This window comes from Deltaproteobacteria bacterium (assembly GCA_035063765.1).
Taxonomy (GTDB): Bacteria; Myxococcota_A; UBA9160; order UBA9160; family PR03; genus CAADGG01.
In genome coordinates this window covers 112,224-128,414 of the sequence record JAPSFT010000008.1, presented here as the reverse complement: position 1 = coordinate 128,414, position 16,191 = coordinate 112,224, and the positions used below count along the sequence as shown (strand labels likewise).

The window sequence follows — 16,191 nt, the reverse complement described above, 5'->3', positions numbered from 1 at the left end:
TGGGAGCGCGGCCACACGCGCGCTACGCCGCCGGAGACGCCACCTCGATCCCGCCGACCGGCAGCTCGATCACGAAGCGGCTCCCCGCGCCCGGCTCCGCCTCCACCCAGATCCGCCCGCCGTGGCGCTCGATGATGCCGTGCGAGAGCGAGAGCCCGAGGCCGGTGCCCTGGCCGACCGGTTTGGTGGTGAAGAAGGGCTCGAAGACGCGGTCGCGCATCTCGGGCGGGATGCCGGGGCCTTCGTCCGCGAACTCGAGACGCACGTGCCCGGCGTCGAGGACGCGGGTGCGGACGCGGATCCGGCCCTGGTCGCCCATCGCGTCGCAGGCGTTGATCAGGAGGTTCATGAAGACCTGGTTGAGCTGGCCGGCGTGGCAGCGCACGCGCGGCAGCTCGCCGAAATCGCGCTGCACCTCGATGCCGCACTTCGCACGCGGCTCCATCAGCTTGATCGTCCCCTCGATCTCGCCGTTGAGATCGACCTCCTGGAGCTCGGCCTGGTCCATGCGCGAGAAGCTGCGCAGGTCGGCCACGATCTGCTTGACCCGTTGGGTGCCCTCGCGGCTGCGCGAGAGCAGCTTGGCGATCGCCTCGCGCACGCGCGTGTCGTCGCCCCCGTGCTCCTGGATCGATACCAGCTTGGCCACGTACTCCTCGAGCAGCTTCAGGTTGGCGTGGACGAAGCCGATCGGGTTGTTGAGCTCGTGCGCCACGCCGGCCACGAGCTGGCCGAGCGTGCGCATCTTCTCGCTCTGCACGAGCAGCGCCTGGGTGTCGCGCAGCTCGCGGGTGCGCTCCTCGACGCGCGCCTCGAGCGTCTCGTTGAGCTTCGCGATCTCGTCGAAGGCGCGCGCGTTCTCGATCGCGATCGAGCTCTGGTTGGCGAGGGTCAGGAGGAGCTGGCGGTCGTCGGGACCGAAGCGCTCCCCCGACGTCTTGCGGCCCACCGCGATCACGCCGAGCAGGTCCACCCCGAAGAGCACCGGCACCAGCAGCACGACGTCGAGCCGGTCGAAGAGCTCGAGGCACGCCTCGCGCATGCGCGGGTCGGGCTCGTGGTCGACGTCGCCGCGCGAGACGTCCTCGCGGCGCATCCAGAGGTACTTGCAGACCGGGTGCTCCATCGCGAGCGCGAACGCGCCCAGCTCGACCGGCCAGCTCCCGCCGGCCGCCTCGGGGTGCAGGGTGCGGTCGTCTTCGGCGAGCAGCAGCACCAGCGAGCGCTCGACCCCCATCGCCTCGGTGAGCGCGCGCACGATCCGCTCGACGATCTCCTTGATCGACAGCATCGAGACCATCGCCTCGGAGATCTCGCGCACGGTCTGGCGGTAGCGCCCCTGGTCGCGGTCGAAGACGCGGTCGACGACGCTCTGCACGCGGCTGCGCAGGGGATTGAAGGTGAGGATCGCGAAGAACACGAAGAGCATCGTGAAGCGTGGCGAGCGCGCGTCCATGTGGAGCTTCACGAGCGTGGCGTCGGCGGCGGCGATCAGGAAGGCGTAGACGCCGGTGATCGCGAGGGTGGCGGCGCCGTAGGCCACCGAGGAGCGCGCCAGGTGCCGGATGTCGAAGAGCTCCCGGCGCACGATCCCGTAGGCCACCGAGACCGGGAACACGACGAACCAGAGCAGCGCCAGGTAGATCGGGAAGCCCGTGTCGAGCACGCTGTCCACGAGCAGGAGGCTCAACACCGGCACGAACGAGACCAGCGCGCCGAAGAGCATCACGTCGGCGCGGTCGGCGTTCTCGTCGCGGCGGCGGCGCTTGCGTTCCCAGGCCAGCAGGCCGCAGCACGCGAGACCCAGCGCGCACACGAAGTAGAAGGCGATCGACTGGATCGTGAAGTAGGGGATCCGGCCCGGCCCCTCGAGCCAGACCAGCGGCGCCGCCAGCAGCGCCAGCACCCAGGGCAGTCGCCGCAGCCACCGGCGCTGCGCGATCCACGACGGCTCGAAGGGGAAGGTCGTGAAGAGCTGGAAGGTGGCGGCGCCGAGCAACCCGAAGTTCATCGCGTTGCGCTGGTAGCCGGCCGTCTGCCGGAAGGTGTCGAAGGACAGGAACATCTGCGCAGCCATCGCGGCACAGAAGAGCGCGAAGGACCAGGACTCGTAGCGGTCGCGGCGCAGCAGCCAGACCAGGAGTCCGACGCAGAGATAGGTACATCCGACGGCCAGCGAGGCGAGATAGATCGGGACGAACGCCGCCGCGCCGGTGGCCGCGGGCACGGGGTGCAGATCCAGCTCGAAGGTCCGGCCCTGCTTGGTCGACAGGCCGTAGCGGTTGGCGCCGCCGGGGCGCAGGTCGCGCCAGTGCCCCTCCCGGCCCCAGCGCAGGTAGTGGAGCCCGTCGATCGTCTCGAGGCGATGACCGGGGCGGACGCCCGCCGCCCGGGCCTCCTCGCTCGCGCCGGTGATGGTGACGCGCGCCGAGGTGCTGGTCTGGAAGGGGATCGTGTAGCCGGTGTGGAAGAGCGTGGCGCGCAGGAAGGCGAAGAGCGCCAGCGCCGCCCAGGCGAAGGCGAGCCACACGGTGGCGCGCCGGAAGCGCAGTCCGGGCCGGGGAAGGCTCATCGTGGTCGGGCTCCCCACCGGCGAGGGTACGCGCCGCGTTCCACGCCCGTCAAACCGCTTCGCCCGCGCCGTCGGCGAGCGGCCTGGCCACCAGCGGCAGCTCGATCACGAAGGTCGTCCCTTCCCCCGGCGCCGAGCCGACCAGCATGCGCCCCCCATGGCGCTCGACGATGCCGTAGGAGATCGACAGGCCGAGGCCCGTCCCCTTGCCGACCGGCTTGGTGGTGAAGAAGGGCTCGAACAGCCGCGCCTGCACGTCGGGCGGGATGCCCGGGCCGTCGTCGTGGAACTCGAGGCGCACGCCCACGGGCTCCTTGCGCGCGCCGGTGCGCACCCGCGTCCGGACCCGGATCCGGCCCTTGCCGTCGAGCTCGTCGCAGGCGTTCATGAGCAGGTTCATGAACACCTGGTTGAGCTGCCCGGCGTAGCAGCGCACGCGCGGCAGCGGCGCGTAGTCGCGCACCAGCTCGATGCCGTCGCGCAGGCGCGCCTCCATCAGCGCGATCGTGCGGTCGAGCTCCTCGTTCAGGTCCACGTCGGCGAGCGCGGCGTGGTCCATGCGCGAGAAGGTGCGCAGGTCCTGCACGATCTTGGTGACCCGCTCGGTGCCCTCGCGGCTGCGCGCCAGGAGCTTCTCGATCGCAGCCTCGATCTTCGAGGTGTCCTCGCCCGCGCGCTGCGCCGACACCAGCCGCCGGCTGTACTCCTGGAGGAGCTGGAGGTTCGCGTGCACGAAGCCGATCGGGTTGTTGAGCTCGTGGGCGACGCCCGCCACGAGCTGGCCCAGCGAACGCATCTTCTCGCTTTGCATGAGCTGGGATTGCGCGTCGTGCAGCTCGCGCGTGCGCTCCTCCACGCGCGCCTCGAGCGTGGCGTTCAGGTCGGCGATCTCGCCGAAGGCGCGCGCGTTCTGGATCGCGATCGAGCTCTGGTTGGCCAGCGTCATCAGGAGCTGGCGATCCTCGGCGCCGAGCCGCTCGCCCGAGAACTTGTGGCCGACCCCGATCGCACCGAGCAGGTCCGCCCCGTAGGGGATCGGTACGACCAGCTCGACCTCGAGCTGGTCGAAGACGTCGCGGCAGTGCTCGCGCAGCTCGAGGTCCGGCTCGTCGTCGAAGTCGCTGCGCGCGAGCGCGTCGCGCCGCGCGAGCAGGCGCGCGCAGAGCGGGTGGCCGAGCGGGAGCGAGAGCCCGAGCGCCTCCTCCTCCCACTCGCCGCGCGAGGCCACCGGGACCAGCCGGCGGCGCCCCTCGTCCTGGAGCAGGACCACGGCGCGCGTGACGCCCATCGTCTCGGTGAGCGCCACCAGGATGCGGTCCACCACCTCCTTGGTCGAGAGCATGGAGACCATCGCCTCCGAGATCTCGCGGACGGCGCGCCGGTAGAGCGCGTAGTCGCGGTCGAAGAGGCGGTTCACGAGCCGCTGCATGCGGTCGCGCAGCGGGTTGAAGGCGAGGATCGCCCCGAAGAGGAACGCCACCGAGAACCCCGGCGAGCGCGCGTCCAGGCTGAAGCGGCTCACCACCGCGTCCGCGAAGATGATCAGGAAGGCGTAGATGCCCGTGATCGCGAGCGTCACGGCGCCGTAGGCGGCGCTCGACTTCGCCACCACCCGGATCTCGAAGAGCTGCCGCCGCACGATCCCGTAGCCCACCGCCACCGGGAACACGAAGAAGGAGAGCAGGCCCAGGTACCAGGGGAAGGGCGCGGCCAGGAGCTCCTCCGCCAGCAGCGCGAGCGTCGCCGGCAGGAAGCTCACCAGCGCGCCGAGCAGCATCACGTCGGCACGGTCGGCGGCCTTCGTCTCGCGCAGCCGGCGCCGCTCGCTCATCGCGACGAGCAGCGAGGCGAGCGAGAGCGCGATCGTGAACCAGAGCGCCGCCGGCTTGCCGACCTGCCAGCGCAGGCCGAGCGCGCCCTCGCTGGCGGCGAGCAGACCGATCGGGAGGGCCAGCACGAAGGGCAGCGACCGCACCCAGGGCTGGCGCACCACCCACGGTGGCTCGGAGGGATACGACGTGAAGAGCTGGAAGGTGGCGGCCCCGACGACGGGCAGGTTCAGCCAGTAGAGGAGCCAGGGGGATCCCCGCGGCCGCGGGGGCAGCAGGAGCTGGGCGCCCATCGCGCAGCAGAACAGGAACAGCGCCCAGGTCTCGCCGCGATCCGGCCGCAGGCGCCAGACGACCGCCCCGACCAGCAGGTAGACGAGACCGATCAGGGGTAGCGCGACCTGGACCACCGCGAGCGCGGCCGGCACGAGCCGGTCGGGGGCGACCGGCGGGAGCGCCACCTCGAGGATCCCCTCGTCGCGCGCCCGGCGGATGCGATAGCGGTTGGTGGCTCCGGGGCGCAGGCGCCCGGGCTCGAGGAGCGCGCGCTCGACGGGAAGGCCGTCGATCGCGAGCAGCCGGTCGCCGGGGCGCACGCCGGCGGCCGCCGCCTCCGCGCTCACCGCCGAGATGCGCCACGGCTCGCTCGCGGCGCCCCCCACGAGGAGCGGCGGGACCAGGTCCTCGCGGCCGACGACCCGCTCCGCGACGGCGAAGCCCAGCGCCAGCAGCGCCCAGCCCAAGGCCAGCAGCGCCGTGACCCGCCGGAAGCGCAGGGTCGCGTTGCGGTTCATCTCGCTCCCGAGCCTGACCAGAGGGGCGCCCGGGCGGGATGGTACGGAGCCGCTCGGCCGCCCGTCAAACCGGCGCCGGAGCGCTGCTTTTCAGCGGGCTCGCTGCTGCGCCTCGAACTCCACCAGGACGGGGTCGGCAACGGCGTTCGAGCCGTAGTTGTAGCCGCGGTTGTTGAGCACGACGGCGTCGCCCCCGCCCGACGCCGCCGCCTCGGCCGCGAGCATGGCGCGGACCTGGGCGATCCTCTCCGCGGTCTGCGCCCGCGCCGAACGCCGCGCGGGATCGTCGGCGCGACAGGTCGAGGCCTCGCTCGGGCCGGGCAGCAGCGGCGCCGAGAGCCAGTCGGTCGAGAGCGGGTGCGCCGGCTCGCCGGCGCGCGCCGCGGGCATCGGCGCGAGCATGAGCGCGGCGCCAAGGATGAGGGCGGCGAGGATCCGGCTCGTCATGGGGGCCTCCGTGATCGCTTCCCGGCCCCCTCGTTTCGGCCGGCCGCGCCGGCGCCTTGACGGCGCGCCCCTGCGTCCTCGTTGCAGGCGCGCTGCCGGCAGGCGGCAGGACGGACGTCCAGGTGGTGTTCCCGCTCTCGGCGGTGCTGCACTAGGATGGGCGCGCCATGGAGCTTCGCGCGCTCGCCCGGGACGTCTATGCCTGTCTCCAGGAAGATCGTGGCCTGGGTTGCAGCAACTCCGGGCTGGTGGCTCGCGGTGGCGGCCTCGTGGTGGACACGTTCTGGGACCTGCCGCATACGCGCCGGCTGATCGAGACCTACGCGGAGGTCTGGACGGAGCCGGCGCGCCGGGTCGTGAACACGCACCACAACGGCGACCACTGCTGGGGCAACCAGCTCTTCGCCGGCGCCGAGATCATCGGCCACCGGCGCTGCCGCGAGCGCTTCGCGGCCGACGGCTCGCCCGAGGGCCTCGAGGCGGTGAAGGGCCTCGCGGGCAAGCCCGGCGTGGACGAGGCGCTCGCCGAGCTCGGACGGCGCCTCGCCGGCTGGGACTTCCGCGGCATCGAGCTCACCCCCCCCACCACCGTGCTCGACGAGCGGCTCGAGCTCGACCTCGACGGGCTGGCCGCCCACCTGCTCTACGTGGGGCCGGCCCACACGGCCGGCGACCTGATCGTGCACCTGCCGGAGCGCGGCGTGCTCTTCGCGGGCGACGTACTCTTCCGCCTGTGCACGCCCATCGGCTGGGAGGGAAGCTACGCCCAGTGGTGTGAGGCGCTCGACCGGATCGTCGCGCTCGCACCCGAGACGATCGTACCGGGCCACGGACCGCTCTGCGGCGTCGAGGGGGCACGCGAGCTCAAGGCCTACCTCGAGTACGTGCTGGCCGAGAGCCGGCGCCATTTCGCGGCGGGGCTCCCCGCCCTCGAGGCTGCGCGCAAGATCGAGCTCGGCCCCTACGCCGGCTGGACCGAGCCCGAGCGCCTGTACTTCAACGTGGCGCGTGCCTACCGCGAGCTCGAGGGGGCGGCCTGGGACGCGCCGATCGACGTCGGCGAGCGCTTCCGCGGCATGATGGCCCTCGCCCGTGACGGCGGCGACGGGGGCGATCGGTAGCTCGGCGGAGGGGTCCTCTCCAGCAGATTCCTCGCGAACGCAGTCGTCGCCGTGGTTCGGTTCGCCGCTCCGGGCCCTGGCGCCGCTGACCGAGAGCTCGATCCGCTCCCAGGCGCCTACGCCATTCCGCCAACCCGGCGCGATCGCTCGCGAAACCCCTGCTTTCCACCGTCTAGGCCGGGCCGTCGATGGACCCGCGCCCGGACTCCCGGCACAAGCGTGGCTGGAGCGGCCGCCCCCGCTGCGAGGTCGTGGTGACCGGGCGCCGCCGGGCCGCAGTGCGCGGATGGGAGAACGGGATGGACTCGCGACGACGGATCGCTCTCCGGTTGGCATTCTCGACGGTGAGCCTGTTTGCGATGGGGGCAGCCGTGCCATCGCCGGCGATCGCCCAGCTCACCGAAGCCGAGATCTTCCTCGAGCTCAACGACACGGACGGCGACCTGGGGCTCCACGTGGCAATCGACGGGGCGCCCTACACGCGGCTGCGGATCGAGGATCCGAAGGAACGCCTGATCCTGGCCCTCCGCGGGGACGGGGGGCTCCTGCGGCAGGGACTCACGCAGCTCTTCCTGGAGAGCGCGGAGCCGAGCTTCGACGAGCTCTCCCCCGGGCGGTTCTTCCGTCGCTTCCCCGAGGGCCCCTACGAGATCGAGGTGATCCGGGGCCGGCGCGAGCTCGAGGCGACGGCCGAGCTCAGCCACGTGCTGGCCGCGCCGCCCTCGGCCGTCACCGTGTCGGGGCTCCCGGCCGCGGAGGACTGCGACGCCGTGCCGCTGCCGCGGGTGCGGGAGCCCGTCGTGATCGGGTGGGAGCCGGTCACGGGGCCACACCCCGAGATCGGCCGCTCCGGGCCGGTCGAGATCGAGCGCTACCAGCTCTTCGTCGAGCAGGGCGACGTGAAGTTCGCGGTGGACCTGCCGCCCTCGCGGACGGAGTTCGAGGTGCCCGCGGAGATCCTGGCCACCCGTGGCGTCTTCAAGTTCGAGATCATCGCCCGCACCACGGAGCGCAACAACACGGCCATCGAGAGCTGCTTCGTGCTCCAGTAGCCAGGCGCCCGCCCGGTGTGGAGCGCCGGGCGGGCCTTCCTTCAGGCGCCGCCTCGGGGCACAGCGGGATCCTGTGCGGGCAGCAGGTCCTCCAGGAAGTACGCGCAGAAGGCGCTGCGACCGGGCATGCCCGACTTCTGGTACGCGGCGCGCGCCTGGTGGCGGACGGTCGCCTCGGTGGTGCCGCGCAGGCTCGCGATCTCGCCGTGGGAGAAGCCCTTGAGCATCAGCAGGCCCACCTCGCGCTCGGAGGGCGTGAGCTGCCACTCCTCGAACTGCTTCTCGATCTCCTGGCCGAGCCCGAGCAGGTAGCCCTGGGCCCGCTCGCGCCAGACCGCGCCCTCGGCGCGTGCCATCTGGAGGTCCTGCGCAAGCGCGTCCTTCTCCCGGCGCTCGCGCTGGAAGCTTCCCGACAAGAGCGCGACGCCAGTGGCGGACGCCACGATCAGCGCGATCTCCAGGGCGTCGCCGAGGCGCTCGCCGAGCGAGACGCGCTCCTCCTCGGTCACGAAGTCGACCGTCATCAGGAGCACGAAGGCCCCCACGCCGAGCAGGCTCCACCAGATCCGCAGCGATCTCTCGCTCGCCATGACGCTCCTCACGGACCCCTCAGAACGCATAGCGCAGCGACACGAAGCCCCCGAAGGTCCACTCCCCCCGGTCGGCTTCGAAGGCCCGCCCGGCCCGGAATGCGGACCCGACCAGCTCCAGCTCGAAGTGTGTCCACTCCTCGAGCGCCAGGACCAGGTCCAGCTCGTGCCCGACATCGCGGCTCGTGCCGCCGAGCTCGCTGTCGAAGCGGATGCTGCGCAGCGTCTCCGCGGGCTCGGCCTGCCGATAGTGGTGGTAGACGAGGTCGAGGGAGCTCGAGCGGAGGAACGAGAGGCCGGCGCCGGCGGTCGCGATGTCGAGGTTGGAGAGCTCGGGCTCGAGCAGGACCCCGTAGTGGGAGAAGCGCTGTACACCGCCGAACCCGGCCTCGTTGGTCTCGAGGCCGCTCTGCCGGAAGCTCCGGTCGCGGTCCGGCCCGGGCGACGAGTCGCCCGAGCCGTGGGCATGGCCCACGAAGAGCCGCGGCTCGCCGGCGAGCGGCAGGATCCACGAGAGCCCAGCGTCCACGGCCCAGCCGCGCAGGTCGATCCGCTGCATCTCGCCCGCGACGCTCCGGCCGAGCTCGTCCGTCTCGAACGGCAGGAGGCGCTCCTCGCCGGCCACGAGGGCCGCATCGAGCCAGTAGCCGAGGCGACCCGGCCGCCCGAGAGCGACGACGCCCATCCCCCGCAGGCCCAGCCAGCCGAGCCGGGCATCGCTCTCGTCCTGGCGGTCCTCGTCGACGAGCTTCCCCGCGATCTCCTGGGGCGAGAAGTCGTCCTGGTAGAGCAGGAAGACCTCGAGCACGTGACCCTGGCGCCAGTCCCAGGAGGCCTCGCCGAACAGCCGCAGCACGTCCTCGAAGCTCGGCTCGATGGCGCTTGCGTCCGAGCGGCTCGGCCCCAGCTCGTAGGCTGCCGCGAAGGAGATCGAGACCTCGCCGGCCTCGTAGTCGAGCCGCAGCCCGTCGAGCTCCTGGTCCCACCACCAGCGCCGCTCGTCCTCGAAGTTCAGCCGCCCGCACTCGACCGAGATCCCACTGCCCGCGAGGTCCTCGCTGTGCAGCCACATCTCCCCGCGCTCGGCGAAGACCTCGGTGTCGCCGTCCAGCATCTCCATCGCAAGGCGCGCCTGCGCGAACAGCGAGAGCCGCGGGCCGAAGCTGTAGAAGAGCTCCGTCTCCAGCTCCTGCTCGAGCAGGAACGTGTCGTCGTCGTCACCGCCGTCCAGCTCGAGCCCCTGCCAGAGCGCGCCGGAGACCAGCTCGTACTCGCCGCTCACCGTGAGCGGCCGGCCGGCGAGCGGCACGCTCCAGGGCTCGGGCGGCCGGCGCCGATCCTCGCGCTCGGTAAGGCTCTCGCGCAGGTCCTCCGGCTCCGGCTGCCCCGGAGCGGCGGGCGCCGGCACGCGAAGCATCGGCTGGCCTGGCGTCGCGCACGCCAGGGTCAGCAGGGAGCAGAGCACGACCCAGCGGGACACCGATCGTCGCGCGGATCCGGCCTCGGACATGAGCGGAATCGGCGACACCCCGCTCGTCTCGCGCCCGGGCGTGGTCGGATCCACGCGGCCTTCGCGCCCCGTCCACGCCGCCCGGAGCGACACCGAGAATACGCCAGCGTGGCCCCGTCCAGAGGAACCCCTCCCAGGGATCGGTCCGTGACGCGACTGCGCCGTACTGGCTGTCGGGCGTGGCGGCGAGCGCAGAGCCTCCCTCGGGATCCACACCGAGCCCTTCGATCCCGCTCCTCGGCCAGCGGAAGGCCTGGCTCTTCTGCGCCGTGGTGCTCGGGTTGCCGAAGACCGTAGCGCCATCGGGCGAGACGCCCTCGACGCGGCTCGTCGAGGAAGCCGCACCCGGAGCTCCGGGGCGCGGGTCCGGGGCTGCGCGCGGCAGCTTTCGGACGGAAAGGGAGCTGGCGGACACACACCGGTGAAGGAATCCCTTGCCCTCGGGGGCCCCGATGGTGTGGAATGTCGCCGTCCCTCCACTCCACCGCGTCGGCTCACGAAGTCGAGAAGGGGGAGACTCCATGGAGCCTCGGGGACTCGCACCGGATCGCTCTGCACGGCCGCCGCTGCGCCGCCTCGGGCTTGCGCTCCTCGGCCTCGCCGCAGGGGTGGCGCTCGCCCCGCACGTGGCCCGCGCCCAGTGCCACGACTTCCGCCAGGCCCTCTTCGAGGGTCAGGGCGGCGTCAGCGGCCTCTCGAACCCGGTGGCGGCCGCCGCGAGCCCGGACGGCCGGCACGTCTACGTGGCGGGCTTCATCGGCGACTCGCTCGCCAGCTTCGAGCGCGACCCGCTGACCGACACCCTCGAGTGGATCGACGTCCTCGTCGACGGCGTGGGCGGCATCGACGGGCTCGATGGTGCCCACGGCATTGCGCTCTCGCCCGACGGCCGCCACCTGTACGTGGCGGCGATGACGGACGGCCAGGTGGCGGTCTTCTCGCGGGACGCCGCGACGGGCGTGCTCACCTTCGTCGAGGTGCAGGAGTGGCCCCCGGTCGGCATCGACCACCTCGACGGCGCGGCCGCCGTCGCGGTGAGCCCCGACGGAGCGCACGTCTACGTCGCGAGCAACGGCGACGACGCGATCGCCGTCTTCTCCCGCGACGCCGCGAGCGGGAGCCTCGCCTTCCAGGGCGGCCCGCGCGACGGCGTGGGCGGTGTCGACGGCCTCGACGGCGCCACCTCGGTCGCCGTGAGCCGGGACGGGCGCCACGTCTACGCGACGGGCAGCGAAGACGACGCCGTCGCGGTCTTCGATCGCGACCGGGCGAGCGGTGCGCTCGGCTTCGTGGAGATCCAGCGCGACGGTGTGGGCGCAGCCGACGGCCTGGCCGGAGCGGCCGCCGTCTCGCTCGCGCCCGACGGCGCGCGCCTGTACGCAGCCGGCTCCGACGACGACGCCGTCGCGGTCTTCGATCGCGACGCCGCCACCGGCTCGCTCACCTTCGTCGACTCGTGGAGCGACGGCGCCGGCGGTGTCGACGGCCTCGACTCCGCGAGCGCCGTGCTCGCGAGTCCGGACGGGCTCTGGGTCCACGCGGCGGGCTTCCTCGACGACGCCGTCGCGGTCTTCGCGCGCAACGTGCTCGGGGTGGCGCTCGGCTTCCGCGAGGCCGTGCTCGACGGCGTGAACGGCGCCAACGGGCTGCGCGGCCCCCTGGCGCTCGCGGCGAGCCCGGAGGGCGACCGCCTCTACGTCGCCGGCAGCGCCGAGAACGCCCTCGCGGTCCTCGCCGTGCCGCCGCTGCGCTTCGCCGGCGCGGAGGTGGACGGCCAGGCCGGCGTGGAAGGGCTCGAGGGCGTGCGGGGGATCGCGCTGAGCCCCGATGGCAAGCATCTCTACGCGGCGGGCTCGCTCGAGGACGCGATCCAGGTCTTCACGCGCCACCCCGCCTCCCACACGCTGGCCGAGGTCGAGGTCCTGCGCGACGGCGTCGGCGGCGTCGACGGGCTCGACGGCGTCGAGGCGCTCGCCGTGAGCCCGGATGGCAGGAGCCTGTACGGCGCGGCGCCCGACGCGGACGCGGTCACGGCCTTCGCGCGCGATCGGGACACGGGCGCGCTCGGCTTCGTCGAGGCGGAGCGCGACGGTGTCGGCGGCGCCGACGGCCTCGACGCCGCGACCTCGGTGGTCGTGAGCCCGGACGGCCGCCACGTCTACGCCGCGGGCCGGATCGACGACGCGATCGCGATCTTCGCGCGCGACGCCGTGACCAGCGCGCTCACCCCTCTCGGCCTCGTGCGCAACGGCGAGGGCGGCGTCACCGGGCTCGACGGGCCCCGCGTCCTGGCCCTCGCTCCGGGCGGCCGCCACCTCTACGCGGCCTCCCAGACGAGCAGCTCGATCGCGGCCTTCGCGCGCGACGCCGCGACGGGGCTCCTCGGCTTCGTCGAGGCGGAGGTCGACGGCGCGGGCGGCGTCGACGGGCTCGCCTTCGCGCAGGCCGTGGCGGTCTCGCCCGACGGCCTCGCCGTCTTCGCGGGCGGCGGCTCGGACGACGCCCTGGTGCAGTTCGACCGCGACCCCGCGAGCGGGGCGCTCGGCTTCGCCGAAGCCTGGACCGACGGCGTGGACGGCGTCGACGGGCTCGACGGCATCAGCTCGGTCACGGTGGCCGCGCACGGCCGGCGCGTCCTCGCAACGGGGAGCCTCGAGGACGAAGTGGCCGTCTTCGAGCGCGACCCGGCGAGCGGTGCCCTCGCCTTCCGCGACGCGATCGCCGAGGAGTGCGGGGCCTCGGGGCTCGACGGCGCCTTCCGGCTCGCCGCGAGCCCGGACGGCAGCGGCGTCTACGTCGCCGGCTTCTTCGCCGACACGGTCGCGATCCTCGCGCCCGAGCCCGGCGCGGCGGCGCTCGCCGGGGCCGCCGCCGCAGCGCTCGCCACGATCGGGAGCCTGCGCGCAAGGCGCGGGAGGGTTCGTTCCGCGGGCTCCTGGCCGAGGCCGCCCGCCGCGCCTCCGGGCTCGGCCCGCCCGGGCCCGCCTCAGGTCCGGGACACCTTCCGCCAGCGGCGCGCGAGGCCCGCGAGTGCGGCCAGGGCCACGAGCGCCTGCGCCGTGGCCGCGGCCTCGGGCGCTGCGATCCGCTCGCCCGTCTCGAAGTCGAGCAGCAGCGACCACTCGCCATCCACCACTTCGTAGCGCCGGCTGTCGAAGTCGGTCTCGAGGTAGCGGTTGTCGAAGCGCGGGTAGCCGCTGAACGGCACGACGCCCACGCCTTCGACCGTGAGCGGGAGGTGCCAGCCGAAGGTCACGAGCCCCCGGCTCGGCGAGACGTAGCTCAGGTCGAAGCCGTCCGGGAACGAGTCGGCGTCCTGGTCCGCGACCGGCGTGATCGTCACCGAGGCCTCGGTGATCGCGGTACGGAAGGCCTGGAAGCTGCCCCACTCGGCAGCGCTCCCGCACTCGACGATCCAGAGGTTCTGTGCGCCGTCGGCGACCAGGTCGAAGGGCAGGCCCGCGTTCTGGAACACCTCGGGCTGGCCAGTGCGCCACGCGGTCGGCTGGTGCGAGAAGAGCGCCACGTAGCCGTCGTCCTTGCGGCCGAAGGTCCAGGAGCCCTCCTGCACGACCTCGTCGAAGTGCGCGTGCGGGAAGTAGGCGTGGGTCTCGTTGCGATAGCGGAAGGGGGCGAGGCCGAGGAGCGTGCCCGACTGGAACTGCGGCGCGTAGATCGCGATCGCCACGTTCTGGTACTGCGCGGCGCGCGGCTGCGAGCCCTCGCCGGTCCAGTAGCCGGGACCGGGCTCGTCCTCTGCCTGCCAGTCCCAGCTCGGCGGGAGCGGGCCCCCGAGCGGGATCGGCAGGTAGCCGGGCTGGGTCGTGAAGACCATCGCCCGCTCGGAGAGCGTCGCCTGCCAGGTGTGGGTCTGCTGCCCGCGCAGCCCCTTGCGCCAGTCCTGCGCCGTCGAGAGCATGTAGTCCGGCGTGCGGTAGACGACGGTGTTCACCTCGCTCAGCACCGACTGGGTGATCGCCTTCCACAGATCCTTGTAGAGGATCCAGGCATAGGACATCGTGGCGTCGAGGTCGCCCGGCACCCACACGAGGTCGCGCAGCACCTTGAAGTCGGCGAACTGCCCCGCCCACAGGTCGTACTCCTCGCCGACGGTGAGCGTGAGCGGCAGGATCGGCCACACGGGCTGTGCCGCCAGCGACCACCACAGGGTCAGGTCCTCCTCGCCGTAGCCGAGCCCGTAGGGTGGCGGCGGAAGCGGGGTGTCGTAGGCGGGCGGCGGCGCTTCGGGCAGCGGCAGGCTCATGCGCTCACGACCCCAGAGCACGTCGTCGCTGCGCGCGACCCGGCGGATCACCTCGGGGATGCGGTAGTGATCGGCGCGCGCGAACAGGGTGGCGCTGCTCGAGCCGCGGCTCCCGTAGGGCAGGACGGTGTCGTCGAAGAGCATCTTCGAGGCGGGAAAAGTGTCCTCGGTGTCGGCCGAGGCCTTGTCCTTGATGTAGGAGCGCCCGTGGGTGGCGCCGAAGGTGCCCCGGTGCAGGTGCAGCGCCACGTCGAGCCAGAGGAGGTCGAGCACCTTGGTGGCGGCCGCCACGATCTCGGCGTCGCCGCTCCACTCGATCAAGGTCAGGAGCGGCAGCATGTCGAGGTTGTAGTAGACGTTCGAGTGCCACTCGGTGAAGCCCCAGCGCGAGCGCTCCCCGAGCCAGCGCAGGATCTCGGTGCGCGCGCGCGCCGCGTGCTGCGCGCCGGTGAGCCCGCTCACCGGGAAGACCGCACCGGGGAACATCTTGCCCGCGAGCAGCTCGTCGGTGCGGAAGATCAGGAGGTGGTTCTCGCTCCAGTACCACATCCGGTCGATCACGGGCTCGCCGCTGTCCGCGTAGCTGCGGGCCGGCGTCGGGTCGCTGAACCAGAACTTGAAGGTGAGGACCGCCTGCTCGGCCTTCGCCCAGAGCGCCTCGCTGGCAGCCGGGTGACCGCGATGCGCGTAGAGCAGGTTCAGCAGGTACATCACGTCGAAGTCGCTGGTGTCGCGCAGCTCGTGGATCTTCTGGAACTGCGCATCCCAGGCGTCGTCGGGGATCGAGCCGGCCGCCACCGTGTAGCCCGGCTCGCGCTCCTCGCGCTCGAGGTGGTTGATCACGTTGAGGAAGCTCGCGGGGCTGAACACCTCGGTGGCGTGCTCGATGTACTCCTGCTGGCGCGCGCGGAGCAGGGTCTCGGAGATGAGGCCGTCTGCGAAGGCGCCCGGGGCGGGCAGGGCCAGGAGGAGGACGAGGGCGGCGAGGGGGGTCGGGCGGGTGGGATCCATGGCCGGCGAGTGTCCGCCAGGCCCCGGCCGCCGCCAAGCCCTCGGCCCGCGGCGCGAACCGGGCGCCCGGGGCCGCACGCGGTCAGCGCTTCTCCGGCGCCCCTTCCCGCTTCGCGCGCTCGTCGTGGGCGCGCCGGGCCTCGACGAGCTCCGGCATCAGGCGGTCGAGCGCCGCCTGGGTCCAGAGCTGCTCGCCCTGGAAGGACCGGATCACCGCCGGCTGCTGCAGGATCCCGAGGGTGCCGCGCATCACGTTGAAGATCTGGCCGGTGACGCCGCGGCCGGCCTCCGAGGCGAGCCAGGTGCAGACCGGCGCGATCTGGGCCGGGCCGCGCGTCCAGTCGTCGGCGGCGGCCGGGTCGCCGCGGCCCTGCATGAGCGGGATCGTGAGGCGCGTCGCGGCGCCCGGCGAGATCGTGTTGACGGTGCACTCGTACTTGGCGAGCTCGAGCGCCAGCACCCGCGAGAAGCCGGCGATGCCGGCCTTGGCGGCACCGTAGTTCGACTGCCCGAAGTTCCCGAACAGGCCCGACACCGACGAGAAGTCGAGGATCCGGCAGCCGCGCCTCCCGGTCTCGCGGATGTAGCGCGCGAAGGGCGCCGTGCAGGCGTAGTGCCCCTTCAGGTGCACCGCGATCACCAGGTCCCAGTCCTCCTCGTCCATCTTGAAGATGGTACGGTCGCGCAGGATGCCGGCGTTGTTGACCAGCACGTCGAGGGCGCCGAAGGAGTCCAGCGCGGTGCGGAAGATCGCCTCGCCGCCGGCCACGGTCGCCACGCTCTCGTAGTTCGCCACCGCCTCACCGCCGGCGGCGCGGATCTCCGCCACCACCTCGTCGGCGACGCGCGCCGCGCCGGTGCCGTCGGCGGCGGCGCCGAGGTCGTTCACCACGACGCGCGCGCCCTGGCGTGCGAAGTCGAGCGCGATCTCGCGCCCGATGCCGCGCCCCGCGCCGGTCACCACCGCGATCCTGCCCTCGAGAACGCCCATCGCCCCGCCC

General features: G+C 72.8%; 9 protein-coding genes. 3 read left to right on the top strand and 6 right to left on the bottom strand.

Translation table 11 applies throughout. The annotated features are described in order from the left end of the window. Positions 1-22: 22 nt before the first annotated feature. The 3 genes from OZ948_08235 to OZ948_08225 all read right to left on the bottom strand — a co-directional run bounded on the left by OZ948_08235 (position 23) and on the right by OZ948_08225 (position 5,642). Positions 23-2,572, bottom strand: coding sequence for an ATP-binding protein (locus OZ948_08235; protein MEB2344713.1), 2,550 nt, complete (start codon positions 2,570-2,572; stop codon positions 23-25). A gap of 49 nt (positions 2,573-2,621) precedes the next feature. After that, positions 2,622-5,195, bottom strand: a complete 2,574-nt coding sequence (locus OZ948_08230) for a GAF domain-containing sensor histidine kinase (protein MEB2344712.1) — start codon at positions 5,193-5,195, stop codon at positions 2,622-2,624. A gap of 90 nt (positions 5,196-5,285) precedes the next feature. After that, positions 5,286-5,642, bottom strand: coding sequence for a hypothetical protein (locus OZ948_08225; protein MEB2344711.1), 357 nt, complete (start codon positions 5,640-5,642; stop codon positions 5,286-5,288). A gap of 167 nt (positions 5,643-5,809) precedes the next feature. Here OZ948_08225 and OZ948_08220 point away from each other — a divergent pair, with 167 nt between their 5' ends. Continuing rightward, positions 5,810-6,763, top strand: coding sequence for an MBL fold metallo-hydrolase (locus OZ948_08220; protein MEB2344710.1), 954 nt, complete (start codon positions 5,810-5,812; stop codon positions 6,761-6,763). 359 nt (positions 6,764-7,122) lie between these two features. Then, on the top strand, positions 7,123-7,815 hold the full coding sequence (locus tag OZ948_08215; protein ID MEB2344709.1) for a hypothetical protein: 693 nt from the start codon (positions 7,123-7,125) through the stop codon (positions 7,813-7,815). Positions 7,816-7,856: 41 nt separating this feature from the next. Here the strand turns inward: OZ948_08215 and OZ948_08210 are convergent, their stop codons facing one another. Together OZ948_08210 and OZ948_08205 are read right to left on the bottom strand one after the other, a co-directional pair. After that, positions 7,857-8,405 (bottom strand): helix-turn-helix transcriptional regulator, encoded by a 549-nt coding sequence (locus OZ948_08210; GenBank protein ID MEB2344708.1) that lies wholly within the window; start codon positions 8,403-8,405, stop codon positions 7,857-7,859. A 19-nt stretch (positions 8,406-8,424) separates the two neighbouring features. Further along, complete coding sequence (locus OZ948_08205; protein MEB2344707.1) at positions 8,425-9,885, bottom strand: alginate export family protein; 1,461 nt, start codon at positions 9,883-9,885, stop codon at positions 8,425-8,427. A gap of 551 nt (positions 9,886-10,436) precedes the next feature. On the opposite strand from OZ948_08205, the gene OZ948_08200 reads away from it, so the two are divergent. Continuing rightward, on the top strand, positions 10,437-13,058 hold the full coding sequence (locus tag OZ948_08200) for a beta-propeller fold lactonase family protein (GenBank protein MEB2344706.1): 2,622 nt from the start codon (positions 10,437-10,439) through the stop codon (positions 13,056-13,058). 2,214 nt (positions 13,059-15,272) lie between these two features. Here the strand turns inward: OZ948_08200 and OZ948_08195 are convergent. Then, entirely contained in the window at positions 15,273-16,181 is a 909-nt protein-coding gene (locus tag OZ948_08195; protein ID MEB2344705.1) for an SDR family oxidoreductase, read from the bottom strand. Positions 16,182-16,191 lie beyond the last annotated feature (10 nt).

Coding starts and splice junctions, on each gene's coding strand:
- OZ948_08235 (MEB2344713.1), bottom strand. CDS start 2,572: ATGAGCCTTCCCCGGCCCGGACTGCGCTTCCGGCGCGCCACCGTGTGG.
- OZ948_08230 (MEB2344712.1), bottom strand. CDS start 5,195: ATGAACCGCAACGCGACCCTGCGCTTCCGGCGGGTCACGGCGCTGCTG.
- OZ948_08225 (MEB2344711.1), bottom strand. CDS start 5,642: ATGACGAGCCGGATCCTCGCCGCCCTCATCCTTGGCGCCGCGCTCATG.
- OZ948_08220 (MEB2344710.1), top strand. CDS start 5,810: ATGGAGCTTCGCGCGCTCGCCCGGGACGTCTATGCCTGTCTCCAGGAA.
- OZ948_08215 (MEB2344709.1), top strand. CDS start 7,123: ATGGGGGCAGCCGTGCCATCGCCGGCGATCGCCCAGCTCACCGAAGCC.
- OZ948_08210 (MEB2344708.1), bottom strand. CDS start 8,405: ATGGCGAGCGAGAGATCGCTGCGGATCTGGTGGAGCCTGCTCGGCGTG.
- OZ948_08200 (MEB2344706.1), top strand. CDS start 10,437: ATGGAGCCTCGGGGACTCGCACCGGATCGCTCTGCACGGCCGCCGCTG.
- OZ948_08195 (MEB2344705.1), bottom strand. CDS start 16,181: ATGGGCGTTCTCGAGGGCAGGATCGCGGTGGTGACCGGCGCGGGGCGC.